Origin of the sequence: Cryobacterium sp. LW097 (assembly GCF_002205495.2) — a bacterium.
Classification (GTDB): domain Bacteria; phylum Actinomycetota; class Actinomycetes; order Actinomycetales; family Microbacteriaceae; genus Cryobacterium; species Cryobacterium zongtaii.
The window spans coordinates 2,531,419-2,551,600 of sequence record NZ_CP021992.1 but is presented as its reverse complement, the minus strand read 5'-3'; the positions used below and the strand labels follow the sequence as shown (position 1 = coordinate 2,551,600).

Annotated in this window: 16 protein-coding genes; all 16 read left to right on the top strand. The window is 68.2% G+C overall.

Annotated features, from left to right (window positions below):
• The 16 genes from B7495_RS11900 (at position 1) to B7495_RS11830 (ending at position 20,120) form a co-directional block, all read left to right on the top strand.
• A complete protein-coding gene (locus B7495_RS11900; RefSeq protein ID WP_088456748.1) occupies positions 1-936 on the top strand; it encodes a 4-(cytidine 5'-diphospho)-2-C-methyl-D-erythritol kinase in 936 nt (311 codons plus the stop codon).
• A gap of 50 nt (positions 937-986) precedes the next feature.
• Positions 987-2,792 carry an ABC-F family ATP-binding cassette domain-containing protein gene (locus tag B7495_RS11895; RefSeq protein WP_088456747.1) on the top strand — a complete coding sequence of 602 codons (1,806 nt, stop codon included), beginning with the start codon at positions 987-989 and terminating at the stop codon, positions 2,790-2,792.
• A gap of 268 nt (positions 2,793-3,060) precedes the next feature.
• Entirely contained in the window at positions 3,061-3,951 is an 891-nt protein-coding gene (locus B7495_RS11890) for a MetQ/NlpA family ABC transporter substrate-binding protein (RefSeq protein ID WP_370028148.1), read from the top strand.
• 70 nt (positions 3,952-4,021) lie between these two features.
• Positions 4,022-5,062: a methionine ABC transporter ATP-binding protein gene (locus tag B7495_RS11885; RefSeq protein WP_088456746.1), complete on the top strand. Its 1,041-nt coding sequence runs from the start codon at positions 4,022-4,024 to the stop codon at positions 5,060-5,062.
• A gap of 2 nt (positions 5,063-5,064) precedes the next feature.
• Complete coding sequence (locus B7495_RS11880) at positions 5,065-5,724, top strand: methionine ABC transporter permease (protein WP_088456745.1); 660 nt, start codon at positions 5,065-5,067, stop codon at positions 5,722-5,724.
• 289 nt (positions 5,725-6,013) lie between these two features.
• Positions 6,014-6,448 carry a hypothetical protein gene (locus B7495_RS18840; RefSeq protein WP_168195316.1) on the top strand — a complete coding sequence of 145 codons (435 nt, stop codon included), beginning with the start codon at positions 6,014-6,016 and terminating at the stop codon, positions 6,446-6,448.
• Positions 6,445-7,263 (top strand): lytic transglycosylase domain-containing protein, encoded by an 819-nt coding sequence (locus tag B7495_RS19115; protein ID WP_166788908.1) that lies wholly within the window; start codon positions 6,445-6,447, stop codon positions 7,261-7,263. The genes B7495_RS18840 and B7495_RS19115 overlap by 4 nt, the downstream gene beginning before the upstream one ends.
• Positions 7,260-9,062 carry a PASTA domain-containing protein gene (locus tag B7495_RS11870; protein ID WP_166788907.1) on the top strand — a complete coding sequence of 601 codons (1,803 nt, stop codon included), beginning with the start codon at positions 7,260-7,262 and terminating at the stop codon, positions 9,060-9,062. The genes B7495_RS19115 and B7495_RS11870 overlap by 4 nt, the downstream gene beginning before the upstream one ends.
• Positions 9,063-9,226: 164 nt before the next feature.
• Positions 9,227-10,267, top strand: coding sequence for a phosphate ABC transporter permease subunit PstC (pstC, locus tag B7495_RS11865; RefSeq protein ID WP_088456742.1), 1,041 nt, complete (start codon positions 9,227-9,229; stop codon positions 10,265-10,267).
• Positions 10,268-10,269: 2 nt separating this feature from the next.
• Complete coding sequence (pstA, locus tag B7495_RS11860) at positions 10,270-11,520, top strand: phosphate ABC transporter permease PstA (protein WP_088456741.1); 1,251 nt, start codon at positions 10,270-10,272, stop codon at positions 11,518-11,520.
• Positions 11,517-13,160 carry a phosphate ABC transporter substrate-binding protein PstS gene (gene pstS / locus B7495_RS11855; RefSeq protein WP_240632228.1) on the top strand — a complete coding sequence of 548 codons (1,644 nt, stop codon included), beginning with the start codon at positions 11,517-11,519 and terminating at the stop codon, positions 13,158-13,160. The genes pstA and pstS overlap by 4 nt, the downstream gene beginning before the upstream one ends.
• Positions 13,157-15,754 carry a hypothetical protein gene (locus tag B7495_RS11850; RefSeq protein ID WP_134409336.1) on the top strand — a complete coding sequence of 866 codons (2,598 nt, stop codon included), beginning with the start codon at positions 13,157-13,159 and terminating at the stop codon, positions 15,752-15,754. Before pstS ends, B7495_RS11850 begins: the two co-directional genes overlap by 4 nt.
• A 110-nt stretch (positions 15,755-15,864) precedes the next feature.
• Entirely contained in the window at positions 15,865-16,971 is a 1,107-nt protein-coding gene (locus B7495_RS11845; protein WP_088456739.1) for a hypothetical protein, read from the top strand.
• 36 nt (positions 16,972-17,007) lie between these two features.
• A complete protein-coding gene (locus tag B7495_RS11840) occupies positions 17,008-18,099 on the top strand; it encodes a WxL domain-containing protein (RefSeq protein WP_166788906.1) in 1,092 nt (363 codons plus the stop codon).
• Positions 18,100-18,190: 91 nt separating this feature from the next.
• On the top strand, positions 18,191-19,249 hold the full coding sequence (locus B7495_RS11835) for a WxL protein peptidoglycan domain-containing protein (protein ID WP_166788905.1): 1,059 nt from the start codon (positions 18,191-18,193) through the stop codon (positions 19,247-19,249).
• Positions 19,250-19,379: 130 nt separating this feature from the next.
• On the top strand, positions 19,380-20,120 hold the full coding sequence (locus tag B7495_RS11830; RefSeq protein WP_088456736.1) for a hypothetical protein: 741 nt from the start codon (positions 19,380-19,382) through the stop codon (positions 20,118-20,120).
• Positions 20,121-20,182: the final 62 nt, after the last annotated feature.

Below are 20,182 nucleotides of genomic sequence, written 5' to 3'. Positions count from 1 at the left end.
ATGACCAACACGGCGACCTCACCGGTTGTGCATGCGCGGGCACCGGGCAAAATCAATGTCTTCCTCAAAGTGGGAGCCGTGATGGACGACGGCTACCACGATCTCGCCACGGCGTTCCAGGCCGTCTCCCTCTACGAAGACGTGCGTGCCACGGCCTCCGACGACTTCAGCGTCGAGTTCACCGGCTCCATCGACACGTCGAATCTGAGCGTGGACGGCAGCAACCTGGCGATCAAGGCCGCCCGTGCGTTGGCCAGGGCCACCGGCTACACCGGCGGGGTGCACCTCGAAATAGACAAGAACGTGCCCATCGCCGGCGGCATGGGCGGCGGTTCTGCGGATGCCGCGGCCACGCTGCTCGCCTGCGACACGCTCTGGGGCACCGAGCTGAGCCGCGACGAGCTGCTGAAGATCGCGGCCACCCTCGGCGCGGATGTGCCGTTCGCGTTCACCGGCGGCACCGCCATCGGCACCGGCCGTGGTGACCAGCTCAGCCCCGCCCTGGCCAAGGGCACCTTCCACTGGGTGCTCGCCCTGGCCGAGTTCGGCATGTCGACACCCTCGGTCTACAACGAGCTCGACCGGCACCGCACCCGGCACGCCCAGGACATCTTCCCCGCCTCACAGCAGCCCACCGTGGATGCCGACGTGCTGCAGGCCCTGCGCGCGGGGGACCCGGCCATGCTCGCCGACACCATGCACAACGACCTGCAGGCCCCGGCGCTGCAGCTGGCGCCGGGTCTGGGCCGGGTGCTCGAGCTCGGCGAGGCCAACGGCGCGCTGGCCGGCATCCTCTCTGGGTCAGGTCCCACCGTGGCGTTCCTCGTGCCGGACCTGGACGCCGGCCTCGAACTGACGGTGGCGCTGAGCGCCGCCCGCCTGAACGTGGTGCGCGCCACCGGCCCCGTGCACGGCGCCCGAATCCTCACCTCCTAGCCCGCCCGCGCGGTACTGGCGCTCAGCTGCGGGGGATAGGCTCGAACCCTATGGCACATTTGCTCGGGGCCGAGTCCCTGCACCTTGAATTTCCCACCCGCGTCATCTTCGACAGCGTCACCGCCGGACTGAACGAGGGTGACCGCATTGGCATCGTCGGCCGCAACGGCGACGGCAAGTCCACCCTCCTGCGCCTGCTCGCCGGTCGTATGGAGCCCGATTCCGGCCGGGTGACCCGCCGACGCGGCGTCACCATCGGCGTCCTCGACCAGTCCGACGACCTCGTCAACGGCCAGACCGTGGGGCACACCATCGTCGGCGGCATCGACGAGCACGTCTGGGCGGGCGACTCGAAGGTGCGCGACGTGATCGCGGGCCTCGTGCGCGACATCCCCTGGGACACCCTCGTCGACGACCTCTCCGGTGGCCAGCGCCGCCGGGTGGCCCTCGCCCAGGTCCTCATCGGCGACCACGACGTGGTCTTCCTCGATGAGCCCACCAACCACCTCGACGTCGAAGGCATCGCCTGGCTGGCCGGCCACCTCAAGAACCGGTGGGCCCAGAACTCCGGCGGCCTCGTGGTCGTCACCCACGACAGGTGGTTCCTCGACGAGGTCTGCAACATGACCTGGGAGGTGCACGACCGCCTGATCGAACCGTTCGAGGGTGGCTACGCCGCCTACATCCTGCAGCGCGTCGAGCGCGACCGGATGAGCGCCGTGATGGAGGGCAAGCGCCAGAACCTGATGAAGAAGGAACTGGCCTGGCTCCGCCGCGGCGCTCCCGCCCGCACCGCCAAGCCCAAGTTCCGTATCGACGCCGCCAACGAACTGATCGAGAACGAGCCGCCGCCCCGCGACACCGTGTCGATGCAGTCAATGGCCATGCAGCGCCTCGGCAAGGACGTCGTCGACCTCGTCGATGTCTCCGTCACCTTCGGTGAGAAGACCGTGCTCAACAACATCACCTGGCTGATCGCGCCGGGTGAGCGCACCGGCATCCTCGGTGTCAACGGCGCCGGCAAGTCGACCCTGCTCAACCTCGTGGCCGGCACCCTCACGCCCGACAGCGGCAAGGTCAAGCGCGGCAAGACCATCAAGGTCGCCGTGCTCACCCAGCAGCTGTTCGAACTAGATGACATCCGCAATGACAGGGTCAGCGACGTCATCGCCCGCCAGCGCACCTCGTACATGGCCGGTGGCAAAGAGATCACGCCCGGCCAGATGCTCGAGCGGATGGGCTTCATGAGTGCGCAGCTCTCCACCCAGGTCAAGGACCTCTCCGGTGGCCAGAAGCGTCGCCTGCAGCTGCTGCTGATCGTGTTGGACGAGCCGAACGTGCTGATCCTCGACGAGCCCACCAACGACCTGGACACCGATATGCTCGCGGCCATGGAAGACCTGCTCGACTCCTTCCCCGGCACCCTGCTGGTGGTCTCGCACGACAGGTACCTGATCGAGCGCGTCACCGACAACCAGTACGCGGTCTCCGACGGCGGCTTCCACCACCTGCCCGGCGGTGTGGACCAGTACCTCGAGCTGCGCAAGCGCCAGGTCGCCGGCGGCTCCTTCACGGCAGATGCGGCGTCTCCGACGTCCGCCACCGCCAAGGGTTCCGGTAAGCCGGCGCTCGGCGGCGCCGAGCTGCGCAACGCCCAGAAGGAACTCGCCTCCATCGACCGCAAGGTCGCCAAGCAGCAGGCCAAGATCAAGGACCTCCACAACGCCCTCGCCGCGCACGACCAGAGCGACTACACGGGCCTGGGCACACTGCAGGCCGAGGTTGCCGCGGCCGAAGACGCCGTCGCCGGCTTCGAAACCCGGTGGGTCGAACTCTCGGTGCTGCTCGAAAAATAGGTCACCGCCCTCACCACCGGCACCCCCGGTTGCTCGACCCGCCGCCCAGCTCGCAGATTCTGTGACTGGGCGGCTTTCGTCGAAGTTCCTGTGACGTTTCGTGTCCGACCGGCCAACGGCTCGACCGAGCTGCGGCTACCGTAGAAGAGTGCCACCCGACGCTGCGGCACAGAACCCCCACGCGAAGACTCCGTGGTTGCGCTGTGCCTGTGAACGCATCGTCGTGCGCGGGCGCACACACAGCGAACGAAACGTGGAGAACATCAGAGTGAAAAACATCACAACGAAGAAGAGCATCCTGGCAGCCCTGGCGCTCGGCGCCAGCGTGACCCTGCTCGCCGGCTGCGCCGGTGGCGCCGGCGGCAACGACGAGACCGTGAAAATCGGTGTTGTCGGGGCCAGCGACCCCTACTGGGCCGACTACACCGAGGCCGCCGCCGAAGAGGGCATCACCGTAGAGGTCGTCGACTTCGCCGACTACAACCAGCCCAACCCGGCGCTGACCAACGGTGACATCGATATGAACCAGTTCCAGCACCTGGTCTACCTGGCCGATTACAACGTCTCCAGCGGCGAAGACCTCACGCCCATCGGCGCGACGGCCATTTACCCGCTCGGCCTGTACTCCACCAAGGTCACCGACGTGGCCGACCTGGGCAAGGGCGACACCGTTGCCGTGCCCAACGACGCCAGCAACCTGGCCCGCGCGCTGCTCGTGCTGCAGAGCGCCGACCTGCTGACCCTCAAGGACGGCGGCACGATCTTCTCTACCCTCGACGACGTCGACACCGAGAAGTCCCTCGTCACCGTCACCGCGCTCGAGCCGTCCCTCACCGCGACGTCGCTGCCCGACGTGGATGCCGCGATCATCAACAACGACTTCGTGGAGAAGGCCGGCCTCAAGTTCGAGGACGCCCTCGTCAAGGACGATCCCTCCGACGAGTCCGCACTGCCCTACGTGAACGTGTTCGCCGTGCGCGCCGACGACAAGGACAACGAGACCTACGCCAAGCTCGTCGAGCTGTTCCAGACCACGACGACCGTCACCGACGGCCTGCTCGAGGTCTCCGGCAATTCCGCGGTCCTGGCCACCACGTCGCCCGCCGACCTGCAGGCCGCCCTGGCCACGGTCGAGAAGGACACCGCAGCACAGAAGTAGGCAGTCCCGGCCGGTCGCCCCTCCCCGTGAGGCGCGGCCGGCCTTTCCCCGTTCCAACCGAAGGATCTGAATGACCGTTTCAACCCCACTCGTAGAATTGCGCAACGTCAGCAAGGTGTACCCGGCCACCGTCAAGGGAGCCCCGGATGTGACGGCGATCGACGACGTGAGCATCAGAATCGACGCCGGCGACGTCTACGGCATCATCGGCTACTCGGGTGCCGGCAAGAGCACCCTGGTGCGCTTGGTGAATGTGCTCGAGCGGTCAACCGCGGGCCAGATCCTCATCGACGGTCGGGACGTCGCCCAGCTGCCCGAACGCGAACTGCGGCCGGTCCGGTTGGGTATCGGCATGATCTTCCAGCAGTTCAACCTGCTGAACTCCCGCACCGTGGCCCGGAATGTGGCGTATCCGCTCGAGGTGGCCGGTCGAGAGAAGGCCGAGCGCACCAAACGGGTCGCCGAGATGCTCGACTTCGTGGGACTGGCCGACAAGGCCGGCGCCTATCCCGACCAGCTCTCCGGCGGACAGAAGCAGCGGGTGGGCATCGCCCGTGCCCTCGCCTCATCGCCCGCGCTGCTGCTGGCCGATGAGGCCACCAGCGCCCTCGACCCCGAGACCACCCACGAGGTCCTCGAACTGCTCAAGCGGGTCAACCGCGAGTTCGGCGTCACCATCATCGTCATCACCCACGAGATGGATGTCATCCAGACGCTGGCCACCAAGGTTGCCGTGATGGACCAGGGTCGCATCATCGAACGCGGCGACGTGTTCGACGTGTTCTCGAACCCGCAGCAGGCCGCATCCGCTCGTTTCGTCTCAACGGTGGTGAAGGGGCTGCCGTCCAAGCCCGAGCTGGAGGTGCTCCGCGCCAGGCACACCGGCCGCATCGTGACCCTCGCGTTCCGCAGCGACACCGTCGACCAGACCCAGGTGTTCGGCGAACTGTCCCGCGACGGTATCGCCTTCCAGGTCGTCTACGGCGGCATCAACGAAATCCAGGGGCGCCCGTTCGGGCACCTCACCCTCGCGCTGACCGGCGACGACACGACCATCGACGCCGCACTCGACAGGGTGCGCGCGCTCACGACAGTCACCGAGGTGCGCTGACCATGGACGGACTCATCGATCTTCTGCCCCAGCTGTGGGTAGCCGCGTGGGAGACCCTGTACATCGTGGGCCTCACCCTGCTCCTGGGCGGGTTCGGCGGCCTGCTCGTGGGCCTCGGCCTCTACCTCACCCGGGCGGGCAGCATCCTGGCCAACCGAATGGTGTTCGGCGTGCTCAACGTTCTGGTCAACACCATCAGGCCCATCCCGTTCATCATCTTCCTGGCCGCCGTGCAACCGCTCACCCGCGCCGTGGTGGGCACCGGGATCGGCAACAACGCGATGATCTTCACGATCGCCCTCGCGGCCATGTTCGCGATGGCGCGCATCGTGGAGCAGAACCTGCTCACCGTGACGCCCGGTGTGATCGAAGCGGCCCGCAGCGTGGGCGCCGGCCCCGTGCGGATCATCTTCACGGTGCTGCTGCCCGAGGCTCTGGGCCCGCTGATCCTGGGCTACACGTTCATCTTCGTCGCGCTCGTGGACATGTCAGCGGTAGCCGGCTACGTCGGCGGCGGCGGACTGGGTGCGTTCGCGTTGCTCTACGGCTGGCGCCAGTTCGACCCCGTCGTCACCTGGGCCGCGGTGCTATTGATCGTCATCTTCGTGCAGGTTGTGCAGTTCCTCGGCAACCGACTGGCCCGCAAGGCGCTGCGCCGATAGGCACAGGGTTCGGTCAGGGAGCGTACACCTCTCGTTCAGTCAACTGACCGGTTACGGTCACCTCGTCCCACGAATGTTCTCGCTGAGGCCGGCCACGTCAGCGTTGTCATCACCGACACCCGCTGGGTTTGTCCTCGTACCGAGTCAATCCAGGGTTTCGAGGAGCAGCGTGTCAACGAGCGCCAGCGTGATCTTTTGCGCCTTCAGCTCGGCCGCTGACCCCCGATTGCAGGGTTGGCTGTCGTTTAGGCAACACCTGCAATCGGGCGAGGTCGGGCTTGCCCGCATCGTGCCGGTTCCACGCCGCGGCGGCGCGCGCGGCACGGTGGCCACCGACGGGTCCTGGTCGGCACACTCCGGGATCTGGCGTCTTCTCGCGTCGAACAGCCGGGAGTTGGGGCGCAGTTCCTCCGTGTATTCGTCCTTCGCCACGGCTCGGGCGCACGTGCTCGTGTTGCAGCTGGGGGTCGACCGGATGGCCATGCGCGCCGTGACCGGGCCGGTATCCGGAACCCACGGCTGGGTTGTGACCGTCGACGACGTCGCCGTGATGACGAGTGGACGGTGGTACGGAACGACGTCGGCCAGCCGGGATGCCTGCGCGGGCGCTCTGGCCGCCTTGCGCAGCGCAGTGGTGACGGCTGATCCTCGGCGAATGGTCGAGCCCGGAGCCCGCCGTTCCCGCCGGCCCCGTGGCGACGCAGAACTGACCGGCGTCTGGTGAGCGCCCGCGGGCGTTGGGCCGACTGGGTGCCCCTCGGCCTGTTCCTGGTCCTGACGGCCTGGCTGGTGGGGGGCGCCCTGCTGGAATCGGTGGGAGGTCCAGGGGCGTCCAGGACGGCTTGGTCGAGCAGTGCGGTCGAGTCGAGCAGTGCAGCTGCGCCGGCAGTATTGCTGCCTGCCCCGGCGCCAACGGAACCCGTCAGCCAGCCGGAGAACGTTGCCGTCGGCACTTCCGTCCTGGTCGGAGTCCCCGCTGCCGGCCTGGTGTCGGGGGACTGGGCCAGGGCGGCGGCATCGGCCACCGGCATCCCGCACAGGGCTCTGCTCGGGTACGCGGGCGCAGCACTGCGGCTGGCTAACGAACAGCCCGACTGTCGCCTGGGCTGGACTACCCTCGCGGCGCTGGGATCGATCGAATCCGACCACGGCAGCCACGACGGCTCAGCGATCGGCGCCGACGGCGTCGCGGCGCCGGGGATCTACGGGCCGCTGCTGGATGGGTCCGGTTACGACGTCTTCGTCGACACCGACGCCGGCCGCTGGGACGCCAATACCGAGTTCGACCGTGCCGTCGGCCCGCTCCAATTCATCCCGGCCACTTGGGACCGGTGGGGTGCGGACGGCAATGGCGACGGAACCGCCGACCCCCAACAGATCGACGACGCCGCGCTGGCGACCGGCCGGTACCTCTGCGACTCGGGCGACCTCTCGGCCGCGACGGCCTGGCGGGCGGCCGTCTACTCGTACAACCACGTCGAGAGCTACGTCGATTCCGTCGCCGTGGCGGCGAACGGCTACGCAGCGCGGATGCCGTGAACCGGCTGTCCGGCCCGGTCGCCGGCCTGATCTCCGAGCGCTACAGGCTGGGCGCGCTGCTCGGCACGGGCGGATCCGCGTCGGTTTTCGCCGCAGTCGACACCCGTTCCGGCGACACCATCGCGCTCAAGATCCTGCATCCGGTGTTGTCCAGCTCCCCGAGGCTCCGGGAGGCGTTTTTCCGGGAGGCCCGTGCGGCGGCCTCGGTCCGGCACCCGAACATCGTGGCTGTCCTCGACGTGGGCGTGCACGACGATGCCGCCGAGCCGCTCGCCTGGATCGCCCTGGATCTCGCACCGGGCGAGAGCCTCGCCGAGCACGTCGGCCGCACCGGCCCGCTGCCGGTCCCGGATGCCCTCACGGTCGCTCTAGCCGTGCTGCAGGCGCTGGCCGCAGCCCACGCCGCCGGGCTGATCCACCGCGACGTATCACCGGCGAACATCATGATCGCACCCGGCGGCGATGGCCGACTCCATATAGCTGGCGTACGACTGCTCGACTTCGGCCTGGCGGATGCGGCCGGCCGGGTCGCGGTCGGGTCGGACGTGCTGGGCAGCGAACCGGCAGACGGCCACGATCCGGATGCCGACGCGGACCGGCCCGTGGGCGTGCTGGGCAGTGTCAACTACCTCTCACCCGAGCAGGCCGCCGGTATTCCCGTCGACGAGCGCGGTGACCTCTACCAGCTGGGCGGGGTGTTGTACTTCGCGCTGACCGGGGAGGCGCCCTATGTCCGCGACACCGTGGCCGCGGTGATGCGCGCCCACGCGCTCGCACCGCCACCGGTTCCGTCGGTGGCACGGGCCGGCATCCCTCGGGGCGTCGACCGGATCGTGGTGCGGGCGCTGCTCAAGCACCGGGAGGACAGGTTCGCCTCCGCGGCTGAGATGCGGAACGCCATTCTGGCCCTGACGCCGCCCGCGCCAGCCGATACCGGTTTCGGCGACGACCGCACTCGCCGGTTCGACCGCCTGGTTGACGGGCTGCCCCACGCCGTCATCGATCCCGGCCGCACCACCGTGCTGCCGCGCACCGCGCAACGTCCGCCGGGTGGGGCGACGGCCGGGTCGGTCACCGGTTCCGCGGCCGGATCGCCCGCCGTGCCTCGGCCCGGACCCCGGCGACCGGGCGGAGGGAAGGCGGGCGGCTGGGTCGCCCTGGTGCTCGTCGCGGGGGTGATCGCGGCAGGCTGGGTGGCGGCCGCCGGCGGTTCTGCCCGGTCGTTCGTGGCCGTGAGCAGCACGCCATCGGCGACCGCTGCGGAGGTCAGCACCGACATGTCGACGGCACCCCCAGCGCCGGTCGATGCCCCATCCCCATCGGTCCAGGTGCCCGAGCTCACCATCATGCCGCTCGGCGAGGCCCGCGCTGCCCTCGAGGCCGCCGGTCTCCGTCTGGGCAGCCTGACACCGGCGGATTCGGTACGGACCGGCGACACCGTTCTCGCCCTTGAGCCGGGGCCAGGGTCGTGGCTGAACGCGGGGGACACCGTCAACCTGGTGGTGGCGTCCGGCTCGAACAGCGTTCCCGCCACCGTCGGGCTTGCCTCGGCTGAGGCTGTGGCTGCGCTGCAGAACGCGGGATTCGTCGCCGTCGTCGAGACCCGCGTCGACGGGGATACGGTGCCTGGCACGGTGCTCGCGAGCCATCCGGACACGGCAGCGGTGCTGCGCCTCGGAACGAGCGTGACGATCACCGTGGCCGCCGCGGCCCCGGTCCATCCGACGCCCACGCCGTCGTCGTCGCCGGGCCCGAGCAACACGCCCACGGACAGCGCACCGCCGGCTCCGTCGCCCTGAGCGTCGACCGGCGCCAAGTCAACACACCGTGTCCATGGCTCGGTAGCGAAACCGACTCCGCGAATTCACCCGGCAACCCAAACATATGTTTCGGACGTGCGGCCGCTTACCCGGCCCGCACGGCCCTGCCCACGTTTTCCCCCCTGTCGCTCCCGAGGACACCCATGCCACGCACGATCAATGCTTCTCTGTCTGCGCGCCCCGCGCCGGACACCGAAGCGTTCCCCTTCGAGAAGGAACGTCGGCGCACGCTGGTGTCCCGGCCGTCGGTGTCGGACTCCGTGTTTCGTTCGGTGGCGTTCGCCGCCGGTGGCATCACCGTCGCGATCATGCTCGCCGTGGGGGTCTTCCTCTCGATCCGGGCCTCTGACGCCCTCGGCGTCGCGGGCTTCTCGTTCCTCACCGAACAGGAATGGTCACCGGAGTCCCAGTCCTTCGGCATCGCCTCTGTGCTCTTCGGCACCATCACGATCGCCCTCATCGCCATGTGTGTCGCGGTGCCGCTCGCGCTGGGCACCGCGCTGCTCATCTCCGAGGTCGCCCAGGGCCGGTTGCGGTCCACCCTGGTCACCCTCGTCGACCTGATGGCCGCCGTGCCGAGCGTGGTCTTCGGGCTCTGGGGAGTCTTCTTCCTGCAAGCCAACGTCATCCCGGTGGCCAGCTGGATCTCGACCTACTTCGGCTGGATCCCGTTCTTCAGGGTCTCGGATGCGTCCGGCGATGCCCTCACCGACGCCAGCGCCTTCACCTCCTCGGCGTTCATCGCCGGCATCGTCGTCGGGCTGATGGTGGTGCCCACCCAGACTTCGGTCATGCGCGAGGCCTTCTCCCAGGCCCCGATCGGGGAACGCGAGGCGGCGTTCGCCCTCGGGTCGACCCGCTGGGGCATGATCCAGGCCGTCGTCCTTCCCTTCGGACGCGGCGGAATCATCGGCGGCACCATGCTCGGCCTCGGCCGGGCCCTGGGCGAGACCATCGCCGTCTACATGATCATCTCGCCGATCTTCACCATCAACTGGCAGCTGCTCAAGACCGGTAGCAATTCGGTGTCGGCGCTCATCGCCCTGCGCTACGGCGAATCGAGCGCGTTCGGCCTCTCCGCGCTGATGGCGGCCGGTCTGGTGCTGTTCCTGCTGACCCTGGTCATCAACTTCACAGCCTCCTCCATTGTGGCCAGGTCCCGCTCAGGGGCAGAGAGCGACTGACCATGACACTGACAGAGACCACCCTGACGCCGGCTGCGCGCAGCACCCACATCCCGTCACCCGACGGAATCGCGATCGGTCCACGCCGCCGGGTGCGCTCGGCGCGGGTGGGCGACCGCTTCAACGTGTTGGGCGCCGCCGCCGCGGCCATGGCCCTTGCCACCCTGATCTTCGGTTGGGTCACGCCGCTGTCCGGGGGCATTGGATGGACGATTGTCGCCTTCCTCTCCTTCATCGGCTTCTACGCCCTGCTGGTGAGCTTCACGGCTGACTTCCAGGAGGTGAAGGACCGGGTGATGGCCGTGTTGCTCTCCAGCGCCGGTGTTGTGCTCTTCGGCGCCCTGGTCTTCGTCGTGGCCTTCACCCTGGTGCGCGGGCAGGAGGCGCTGCCCCACCTCAACTTCTTCACCGAGAGCATGGAGATGGCCGGGCCCCTCGACGGACTCGACGTCGGTGGCATCCTGCACGCCATCGTCGGCACCCTGATGCAGATCGGCATGGCGCTGATCATCACGGTTCCGCTGGGCATCCTCACCGCGCTCTTCCTCAACGAGGTCGGCGGCCGGTTCGCCCGGTTCGTGCGCACGATTTCGGATGCCATGACCGCGCTGCCCTCGATCGTGGCCGGCCTCTTCGTCTACTCGGCGATCATCGTACTGATCACCCACCAGCGGTCGGGTTTTGCCGCAGCGATGGCGATCACGGTGATGATGCTGCCCATCGTCATCCGGGCCTCCGACATCGTGCTGCGCCTGGTGGCCGGCAACCTGCGCGAGGCCGCATATGCCCTGGGGTCAACCCGGTGGCGCACCATCTGGCACGTTGTGCTGCCCACGGCCCGGCCCGGGCTGGCCACGGCCGTGATCCTGGGCACCGCACGGGGAATCGGTGAGACCAGCCCGGTCCTGCTCACCAGCGGCGTGACCGCGGTCGTCAACCTCAACCCGTTCGAGGGCCCGATGATCTCGCTGCCGCTTCAGGTGTTCGACTTCGTCAAGTCACCTGAGCCCAACATGATCGCCCGCGGCTTCGGGGCGGCGGCGGTTCTGATCCTGCTGGTGCTCGCCCTGTTCGCCATCGCCAGGCTGATCGGTGGGCGCGGCCCGGGCGACCTGTCGCGCCGCCAACAGCAGCGGGTGGTGGCGGCCTCGTTGCGTGACCTGCAGCGCATCACGATCCGGGGCGACCTCCGCCATCCGCACCAGCCTGCCCCGCTCCCGCCTGCCCCAGAGAAGAAGGAGTCGTCCTCGTGACGCCGAAAACCCGGTGGATTCGTGTAATCCACGCCCTGTTCGCACTCAGCGCCGTCGTGATCGTGAGCCTGACCGGCGCCCTGCCGGCGCAGGCTGTCAGCTACGACCCGATCTCGGGCAGCGGCTCGACCTGGTCGCAGAACGCCCTCGACCAGTGGCGCACCAACGTGGCGTCGAACTACGGGATGACCGTGAACTACAACGGCGGCGGTTCTTCGACCGGTCGCAGCGACTTCATCGCCGGCGTCGTCCACTTCGCTGTGAGCGAGGTCCCCTTCCAGCTCGCCCCGGAAAACGGTACGGCACCAGAAGTACCTACCAGGGGATACGCGTACATGCCCATCGTGGCTGGAGGCACCTCCTTCATGTACAACCTCAAGATCAACGGGGTGCGAGTATCCAACCTGCGGCTGAGCGGCGAGGTCGTCACCAAGATCTTCACCGGCGTTATCACCAACTGGAACGACCCGGCCATCCAGGCTGACAACCCCGGCCTGGCCATGCCAGACAAGGGCATCGTGCCGGTTGTCCGCTCCGACGGCTCCGGCTCCACCGCCCAGTTCACCCTCTGGATGTCCAAGCAGCACCCCGACCTGTGGAACGCATTCTGCACCTCGGTCAACCGTCCAACACCCTGCGGGCTGACCTCCCAGTACCCCACCTTCGGCAACGCCAAGGCCCAGAGCCTGTCCTCAGGGGTGGCCGGCTACGTCAGCCAGGACTACGGCGAAGGCGCCATCACCTACGTCGAGTACTCGTACGCCCTCGAGTCCGGCTTTCCCGTGGCCAAGGTGCTCAACCAGGCCGGCTACTACGTCGAGCCCACTGCCTCTTCGGTGGCCGTTGCCCTGACGACAGCCCAAATCGACCAGACCCCCGGTCCGAACTACCTCACTCAGATCTTGGACGGGGTGTACAACAGCGCCGACGCACGAACCTACCCACTGTCGAGTTACTCGTACATGATCGTTCCCACGGAGGTCGGCGGCGTCTTCTCGGCCAGCAAGGGCTTCACCCTGGGCGCGTTCGCGAATTACATGCTCTGCGAGGGCCAGCAGCAGGCCGCCGATTTGGGCTACTCGCCGCTTCCCATGAACCTGGTGCTGGCCGGGTTCGACCAGATCAAGCGCATCCCGGGGGCGGACACGTCGGGTGTGGACATCAATAAGTGCAACAACCCCACCTTCAAGCCCGGGGATTCACCCTCCAGCAACCAGCTCGCCCTCACCGCCGCTCAACCGCAGGACTGCGACAAGGTGGGTCCCAACCAGTGCACCACCGGGACCGCCGGCGCCCCGGCGGAGACCCCGGTCTCCGGCTCGGGAACCGGCGGAAGCGCCACCGGTGGAACCACGGAGACCGCCGCGGCGGCGGCCGCCGCGACCGGCGGCGCTGCCGCCGCCTCGACGGGTGCCGCGGCGGTGTACGACGCAAACGGCGCCCTGATCTCCGGCGGGGCAGCCGGGTCGACCCTGGCCGGTGCTGCCGTGGCCACGCCCTTCGCACTGGCCGACGAAGGCTGGGGGACACACCAATCCTTGATGCTCCTGGCCGCGACCCTCCTGGTGGCGGCGGCAGTGCTGCCGCCGGTCTTCTGGCGACGCCTGGCGCCGCGCGGTGGCAAGGGCGGCCTCAAATGAGCCGCCACGCAACCGTGAAAACCTCGCTCTGGACCCGAGCCGGTGCCGGCGGCATCGTCGTGGGCCTTCTGGTCGGCGTCGGCGTTGCCGCGCTCACCTCACTGGCCCCCGTCCCCGCCGTGGCCGACAACTCAAGTGCCGTCACCGTGACCTCCGCTGACTACGAGCTCGACCCGGACGGGGCACCTTTTCCCGATCTCGCCGTGACCGTCTCCAAAACCACCGACCTCGTGTCCGAGGGCATCCTGGTGAGCTGGACCGGCGGCAAGAAGTCGGTGCGGCCACAGGGCAACGTCGGCGGAGAGAACTTCCTGCAGATCGCGCAGTGCTGGGGCGAAGACAAGGACCACCCCGGGCACCCCGACCGCACCACCTGCCAATACGGCGCCTTCCCCAATGCGGGCCGCGACGCCAACGTCAACGCCAACGTCGCCCCTGACCCGGACAAGCCGGATGTGGCGCCGAACATCGCGCCGGAGGACGAGCAATACACCTCGGCCGGCTCCGGGTTCGCCGTGCCGCCATACACGTCGATCCCCTTCCAGCCCCGCAACGGCGCCATCGTGGCCTCGGTGATCGAGAAGGACGGCGTGCTGGTGCACGACACCACCGTCGATGTGAACAAGAACGAGTACTTCACCGAGTACACCTCCAACGAAGTCAAATGGGCCGGTTCAGACGACACCGGTACCGGCTCGGCCAAGTTCGAGGTGCAGACCACCATGCAGTCTCCCGGTCTCGGCTGCGGTGAGCCGGAGGTGGCGGACGGCGTGACCAGCGGCAAATCCTGCTGGCTGGTCGTCATTCCCCGCCCCGTGGGAGATTCAGGCACCAACGAGATCGTCCGGCCCGGTCTGTTCTGGGATGCCTGGCAGCACCACGTCGCGGTCAAGCTGGACTTCAAGCCCGTCGGGGTCCGTTGCGAGATCGGCAGTGCGGAGGCCCAGCTCGGCGGCAGCGCGCTCGTGGCCGGTGCCATCTCGTCCTGGCAACCGAACCTCTGTTCCGGCGCGACCGGATCCGCGTTCGTGCTGAGCACGGGCAACGAGGCAGACGTGCTCGCCAAGGCGAGCGGCACCGCGCCGAGCCCGCTCGCGCTGACTTCTTTCCCGGCCAGCACGACCGTGGCCGATCCGCTGCAATACGCCCCGGTCGGAATCTCGGGGGTCACCGTGTCCTTCGCCATCGACCGCCGGGTCAAACCGGTCGAGGGCATCAGCCAGGAGTACAAGGACCGGGAAACCCAGGCGTTCACTTCCCTCAACCTGACCCCTCGCCTGATCGCCAAGCTGCTCACAGCGTCCTACATCTCTGCGTTGCCGCCGGGCGCCGACCTCACCCACATCAACTACATCGACTACGCGCACCAGGGCGACAACGCCCGCAACATCACCAGCGACCCCGAGTTCCTCGAGATCAACGACGCCGAGTGGGCCGCCCAGGACCTCAACAGCGCCTCGTTGTCCGATTCGATGGCGCCATCCGGCCGGTCGGACCTCGCCACCCAACTGTGGCGGTACGTGATGGCGGATGCCGACGCCGTGGCCTTCCTGGACGGCACCCCGGACGAGTGGGGCATGATCGTCAACCCGTGGTACTCGACCAACGCCGGCATCAACCCGACCGGCGCGGGCTTCACTCTGCCCAGGGACAATTTCCCCAAGGCCGACCCGGTGGAGAAGCCGGCTACGACCGGCTCGAATGGGGTCGGCCCGGTGAACCTCGTGACCTGGCGGCCCTACACCTCCGACTTCGAGAACGGCGCCTACCTCACCCTGCGCGGTGACGGTCAGCAGCTCGGTGGCTGGGACCAAACCAGCACACCACCGAAGTACCTGAAAACGGCTCGCAGCCTGGTCGGCGAGCAGGGTGTGATCGGCCTGAGCACCGCTGCCTCCGCTGCCCGGTACCAGAACGTCACTGCCTCGCTGCGCAATCCGGCCGGTTCCTTCGTGGCCCCGACCAGCGAAGCGCTCCTCGCCGCCGCCGCGGCCATGACTCCGACCAGCCAGCAGGCGAAGGTCCTGGAATTCGACCCGGCCACCGCCGCCGCAGAGGGCGCCACCACCGCGTACCCGCTGACCATGCCGATCTACGCCGCGCTGAATCCGTTGCAGACGGACGCCACCCTGCGGGCGAAGTTCGCGAATCTGATTCGGTACGCGGCCACGGACGGCCAGAAGCCGGGCACCGCACTCGGCCAGTTGCCCGCCGGGTATGCGCCCATGCCTCAGCCCTGGATCGACCAGGCGCTCGTCGCAGCCACGGCCATCGAGAAGGGCATCAGCCCCAATACCAAGCCGACCCCCGCCCCTGCCCCTGCCGCTGCTGTGACGGTGCCGGTCACCAAGCCGGCGGCGGTGCCCGCAGCAGCCAGTGTGACGGGAGCCGTTGCCGCCGCTGCGGCGACTGTCGCGGCGGCCACCGACCCCACGGCCACCGGAACCGTGGCCGGGCCGCTGCTGGGGTCGAAGACTCCCGACGACCCCGTCGTCGGCCCCGTGGCCATGGCGGTTCCGGCCGGACTTCTCTCCGGCCTGGTAGCCGCAGGGGCTGTCCCCATGATTTCGCGCCTCAGACGAAAGCGGCTCTGATGCGCGACAGCTTGGCGGTTCGACCCCGGGCACACGCCCAGGGCGCGCACGTCGGGACAAACGGATCCGCCCGGACTCCGTTCCTTGCATCACATCCGAAAGGCATCACCGTGATTTCGAAGAAGGCTATTGCGCTCTGCGCGACTGTCGGCGTCACCCTGTCTGGAATTGCCCTCGCTGCACCGGCATACGCCGAGCCCGTCTCCAATAGCTATTCCATCGTCGGATCCGACACCCTCGAAGACGTTGTCGGCGCACTGGCCAACGGCACTCGAATCACCGGATCCACCGTGCGTACCACCGCATCCGGTTCGACGCTCGGCTCGTTCGACGCCACCGGAACGCCCTACATCACCACCAAGTCTTCCGGCGTTCGTCTCGGCCGGCCCAACGGCTCCGGCGACGGCGTCAAGGCGCTCAGCCGCTCCATCGACGGCGCCGCATACACCTCTGGCACCGCCGGCGGACCGGCCAACGTGACCATCACCGGCCAGGTCGACATCGCCCGCTCGTCCAGCGCCGGCACGAGTAATGCGAACGGTGAGCTGCTGTATGTGCCGTTCGCCCGCGACGCCATCGCCTACGCCTACCAGGGCTCGGCCAGCGGCATCGGCTCGATCACCGCCACCCAGATGAAGAGCCTCTATGAGTGCTCGGCCGGATTCAAGATCGGCGGCGTCACCGTCACCCCGATCATTCCGCAGGCCGGATCGGGAACCCGCAAGGACTTCATCAGCAAGATCGGCGTCACCGAGGCCAGCATGCTGACGGTCGCGGAGGGTGGCTGTGTCGTTGAGGGCCAGGAGCACGACGCGACCACCCTGACGGCCGAGTCCGTCATGCCGATGGCCGTCTCGCGCTGGATCGCCATGAACACCGGCGCCAGCTACGACAAGCGCGGCAGCGGCACCCTGGGCTCCCTCGTCTCCGGCGTCGCGCCGGTCACCGGCACCGGAACCGCCATGGTTCCCAACGCTTCCTACTACAGCAACGGCACCTGGGGCCGCGACACCTACCTGGTTGTCGAATTCGCGCGGGTCGACCCGACCAACGCGAAGTACGACGCCAAGCTTGCCGGCCTGGTCGACCCGACCAAGGTCACCAGCCTCACCAACACCGCCTCGGTTCTGGCCAACCAGCCGGGCGCGGTCAAGAAGAAGTTCGGCATGCTCGCCCCGTCCAACACCACCGCCTTCCGCGTTCTCAAAACTGCCTAGCCCGCACCCGCGCACATTCACAAAAGGAATATGACAATGAAGATCAGCAGAAAAGCCAGCATCGCAGCAGCCGGCCTGATGTCCCTGGCCCTCGTAGCCGGTGCAGCGACGGCGGCCCAGGCCGCCCCGCAGACCAACGGCTCCGACGGACCCATGTACCTCTACGACGGCGCAACCGGCGAACTGATCCCCGCCGGCTCGCCGTTCGCGTGGGACGAATCCGCCGTGTCCTCCAACTCCGCCACAGACCCCAGCGAACCGCTGTTCTGCCCGGTCGGCTCTGAAGGCGCCCAGCAGTTCCTCTCCCCGGTCGGCCAGGAGCGCACCGTGCTCAACTGGACGGCCTTCTCCCCGGGTGGATTCGACCCCTCCCTCGACCTGTCGGTGCTGCTGGCTCCGCTCATGCCTGAGGGATTGATCAACGGTCTTCCCGGCCAGGCCGCGGCCAAGGCTGCCGGCGGAACATACAGCCTCGGCGTGGCCTGCACCATCAACAACGACGTCACCGTCGTGGGCGCGTTCTACCGCACCATCACGGTCGACGCCGGCACCGGTGTCTGGCGCGCTGCGGCGGTCGCAGACGCCACGCCGACCGACCCGACCGACCCGACCGACCCGACCGACCCTGCCCCTGAGGGCACCTCCGGCACGATCGCCCTGGCACCGACTGTCGTCGGTGCCACCAACGGCGTGCTGGCGCTGACGGTTCCGGCGGGCGCCGCGGCGACCTTCGGCACCCCGTCCCTGGTGGACAACAAGTCGACCACCACCGGTACCCTCGGTGCCGTCACGGTGAACGACGGTCGTGTTCTGACCCTCAACGGCTGGGACCTGACCGCCAATGTCGCTGACTTCGTGAACTCCGCGGACACAACCAGCATCATCGGCAAGACCCAGCTCGGCGTTGCACCGTCGGTCACCGCGACGGGCACCACGGCGACTGGTGTCACCGCCGCCGCCGCGCAGGTCGCCGGTTCCGCCTCCTACCCGGCGGCTTTCGCCGCGGCGGCGGCAGGCAGCACCGTCGGCGCCAGCGTGTTGAACGCCGGACTGACCTTTGTCGCTCCCCAGGCGAAGGCGGCGGGTACCTACACGTCGACCATGACCCTGACGGTCGTCTCGAAGTAATCAGCACCTGAATGACGGGGGAGGGGCGGTGTCTGACGCCGTCCCTCCCCTCCTCACCCCGTACCTTCCGCCAGAAAAGAGATCGCCGACCGTGACTAACCGCCGCACCCGCTCCCGCCGCCTCGCCCTCGTCTCGTCGGGTTTGCTCGTCACCCTGGGACTGACCGTGGGCCTCGGTGCCGCCGGCGCCTGGGCGGATGACTCAGACGGTATCGCCGGATCCCCGGCGGCCAACGGCAGCGTCGACCAGACCCGTTCGCGCTACAGCTATCAGGTCGACCCCGGCCAGCAGGTGGCAGACGAATACCTGGTGCAGAACACCGGCACCACCGCGCAGGCCGTCACCGTCTACGCCACCGACGCCTTCAACGCTGAAGACGGCAGCTTTTCCCTGCTCGACGGCGGGGTGGAGACCGTCGATGTCGGGCACTGGGTCAGCTTCGACAACGGCGCGAACAAGGTCGAGGTCACGCTGGAACCCGGCGGCTCGCAGATCATCCCGTTCACGGTCACCGTGCCCGCCGACGCCCAGCCCGGCGACCACGCCGGCGGCATCATCGTCTCTGCCCTCTCCCCGGCCGGCCAGGTGACGGTGGACCGCCGGGTCGCCATCCGGCTCTACGCCAGGGTGAAGGGGGAACTCCAGCCCGGTCTCACCATCAGCAGCATCTCCTCGTCCTACCGCGGTGAGCTGAATCCGTTCGCCGGCGAAACATCACTCACCATCAGCCTGCAGAACACCGGAAACGTCTCGCTGGGCGCCAACACCGTCGCCCAGGTGCGCGGCATCTTCGGCATCCCGCTGTCGGACCTGACCCGGACGCCGATCCCCGAGATGCTCCCCGGCAGCTCCCGCACCGTCACCATCGTCGTGCCGGGAGTGGGCCCATGGATCTACCTCAACCCGCAGGTCTCCCTCGCAGCCACTGTCGACGAAGATGCCCTGCCGCCAGGGCTCCTGCCCTCCGCCCAGCGCAGCAGCGATCTGTTCGTTGTGCCGTGGGCCTTCGTGATCGTGCTGGTCCTTGCCGGGTTCGTCCTGCTCGTCGTGCGACTGAGTCGTTCCAGGGATTCGGCTCGCGCCACGGCCTGGATCGCCTACACAGAGGCCGAGGCCCGCCGCAAAGCCCGCGAGGAAGCCACGGCCTAGCCGCTACTTCCAGATCTCATCCATTCCGAGGCAGATCATTCGAGCGTGCGCCGCCATTTCTTCCCCGCGCGTTTGCTTGTAGTTTGCTCCACCAACAGCTCAGAGAAAACCGGACCAGACTAACTTGACTGTGCTCATCTCCCACACCGTGCGTCACCTCCTGATCGTGGCGCTCTGCGCGCTGGTGCCCGTGATCGGCCTGATGGGACTCGCCGTCAGCGCCCAGGCGAACGAAGACCCGGATGGGGTGAGCCTCACGGTCAGCGTCCTCGGCTCCACCTCAGCACCTAGCCCGGCAGCCACGACTCGGGCGAGCACCAGGCCCGCCGCGCCCGTCACTTCCCTGACCACGCAGGTGACCCCGGTGGGCTCCGCGGCCACGGAGGCGCTGGGAACGGACCCCGTCGTCATGGCCGGCGTCCTCGCCGTGAGCGGGCTCACCGCGACCGCACACCCGACCGCGGGTCCCGACGGCGGGGACATCGTGCTCACGTTCACGGTGAAAAACCTCACCGACAATCCGATCAGCTCGTCCCTCCGGTTCTGGGTGGACAACGCCGTCGGCCTACAAATCCGTGCCGCGAATGACGCCTCGCTCACCGACCTGGCCGGTGGTGAAACCCGCACCGTCACCACGACCTTCACCGATGTGAGCCAGTGGAGCGTCTTCAACAGCCACGTGACCCTGACACCGCCGGACAGTGTCGACGGCACCGCGATGACACCGGTCACCCGGGACGCACTGCTTCTGGTTCCGCCATACTTCGTACTGCTGGTCGCCAGTCTGGTCGTCGGCCTGTCCGTCGCCGCTCGCTATGCGTTCCTCACCAAGAGGCTCTTTCCCGTCAGCGTCGCGGAAACCGCATCGTGACCCTGACCAGGCCGCCGCGCGGCTGGAAGCCGGGCCGGGCTCCTGAGCCGTCCTACGAACAG

What these genes read in the sequence shown, in the direction of transcription:
- pstA (WP_088456741.1), top strand. Translation starts at nt 10,270, where the DNA reads ATGACACTGACAGAGACCACCCTGACGCCGGCTGCGCGCAGCACCCAC.
- pstC (WP_088456742.1), top strand. Translation starts at nt 9,227, where the DNA reads ATGCCACGCACGATCAATGCTTCTCTGTCTGCGCGCCCCGCGCCGGAC.
- B7495_RS11885 (WP_088456746.1), top strand. Translation starts at nt 4,022, where the DNA reads ATGACCGTTTCAACCCCACTCGTAGAATTGCGCAACGTCAGCAAGGTG.
- B7495_RS11840 (WP_166788906.1), top strand. Translation starts at nt 17,008, where the DNA reads ATGAAGATCAGCAGAAAAGCCAGCATCGCAGCAGCCGGCCTGATGTCC.
- B7495_RS11900 (WP_088456748.1), top strand. Translation starts at nt 1, where the DNA reads ATGACCAACACGGCGACCTCACCGGTTGTGCATGCGCGGGCACCGGGC.
- B7495_RS11895 (WP_088456747.1), top strand. Translation starts at nt 987, where the DNA reads ATGGCACATTTGCTCGGGGCCGAGTCCCTGCACCTTGAATTTCCCACC.
- B7495_RS11880 (WP_088456745.1), top strand. Translation starts at nt 5,065, where the DNA reads ATGGACGGACTCATCGATCTTCTGCCCCAGCTGTGGGTAGCCGCGTGG.
- B7495_RS11850 (WP_134409336.1), top strand. Translation starts at nt 13,157, where the DNA reads ATGAGCCGCCACGCAACCGTGAAAACCTCGCTCTGGACCCGAGCCGGT.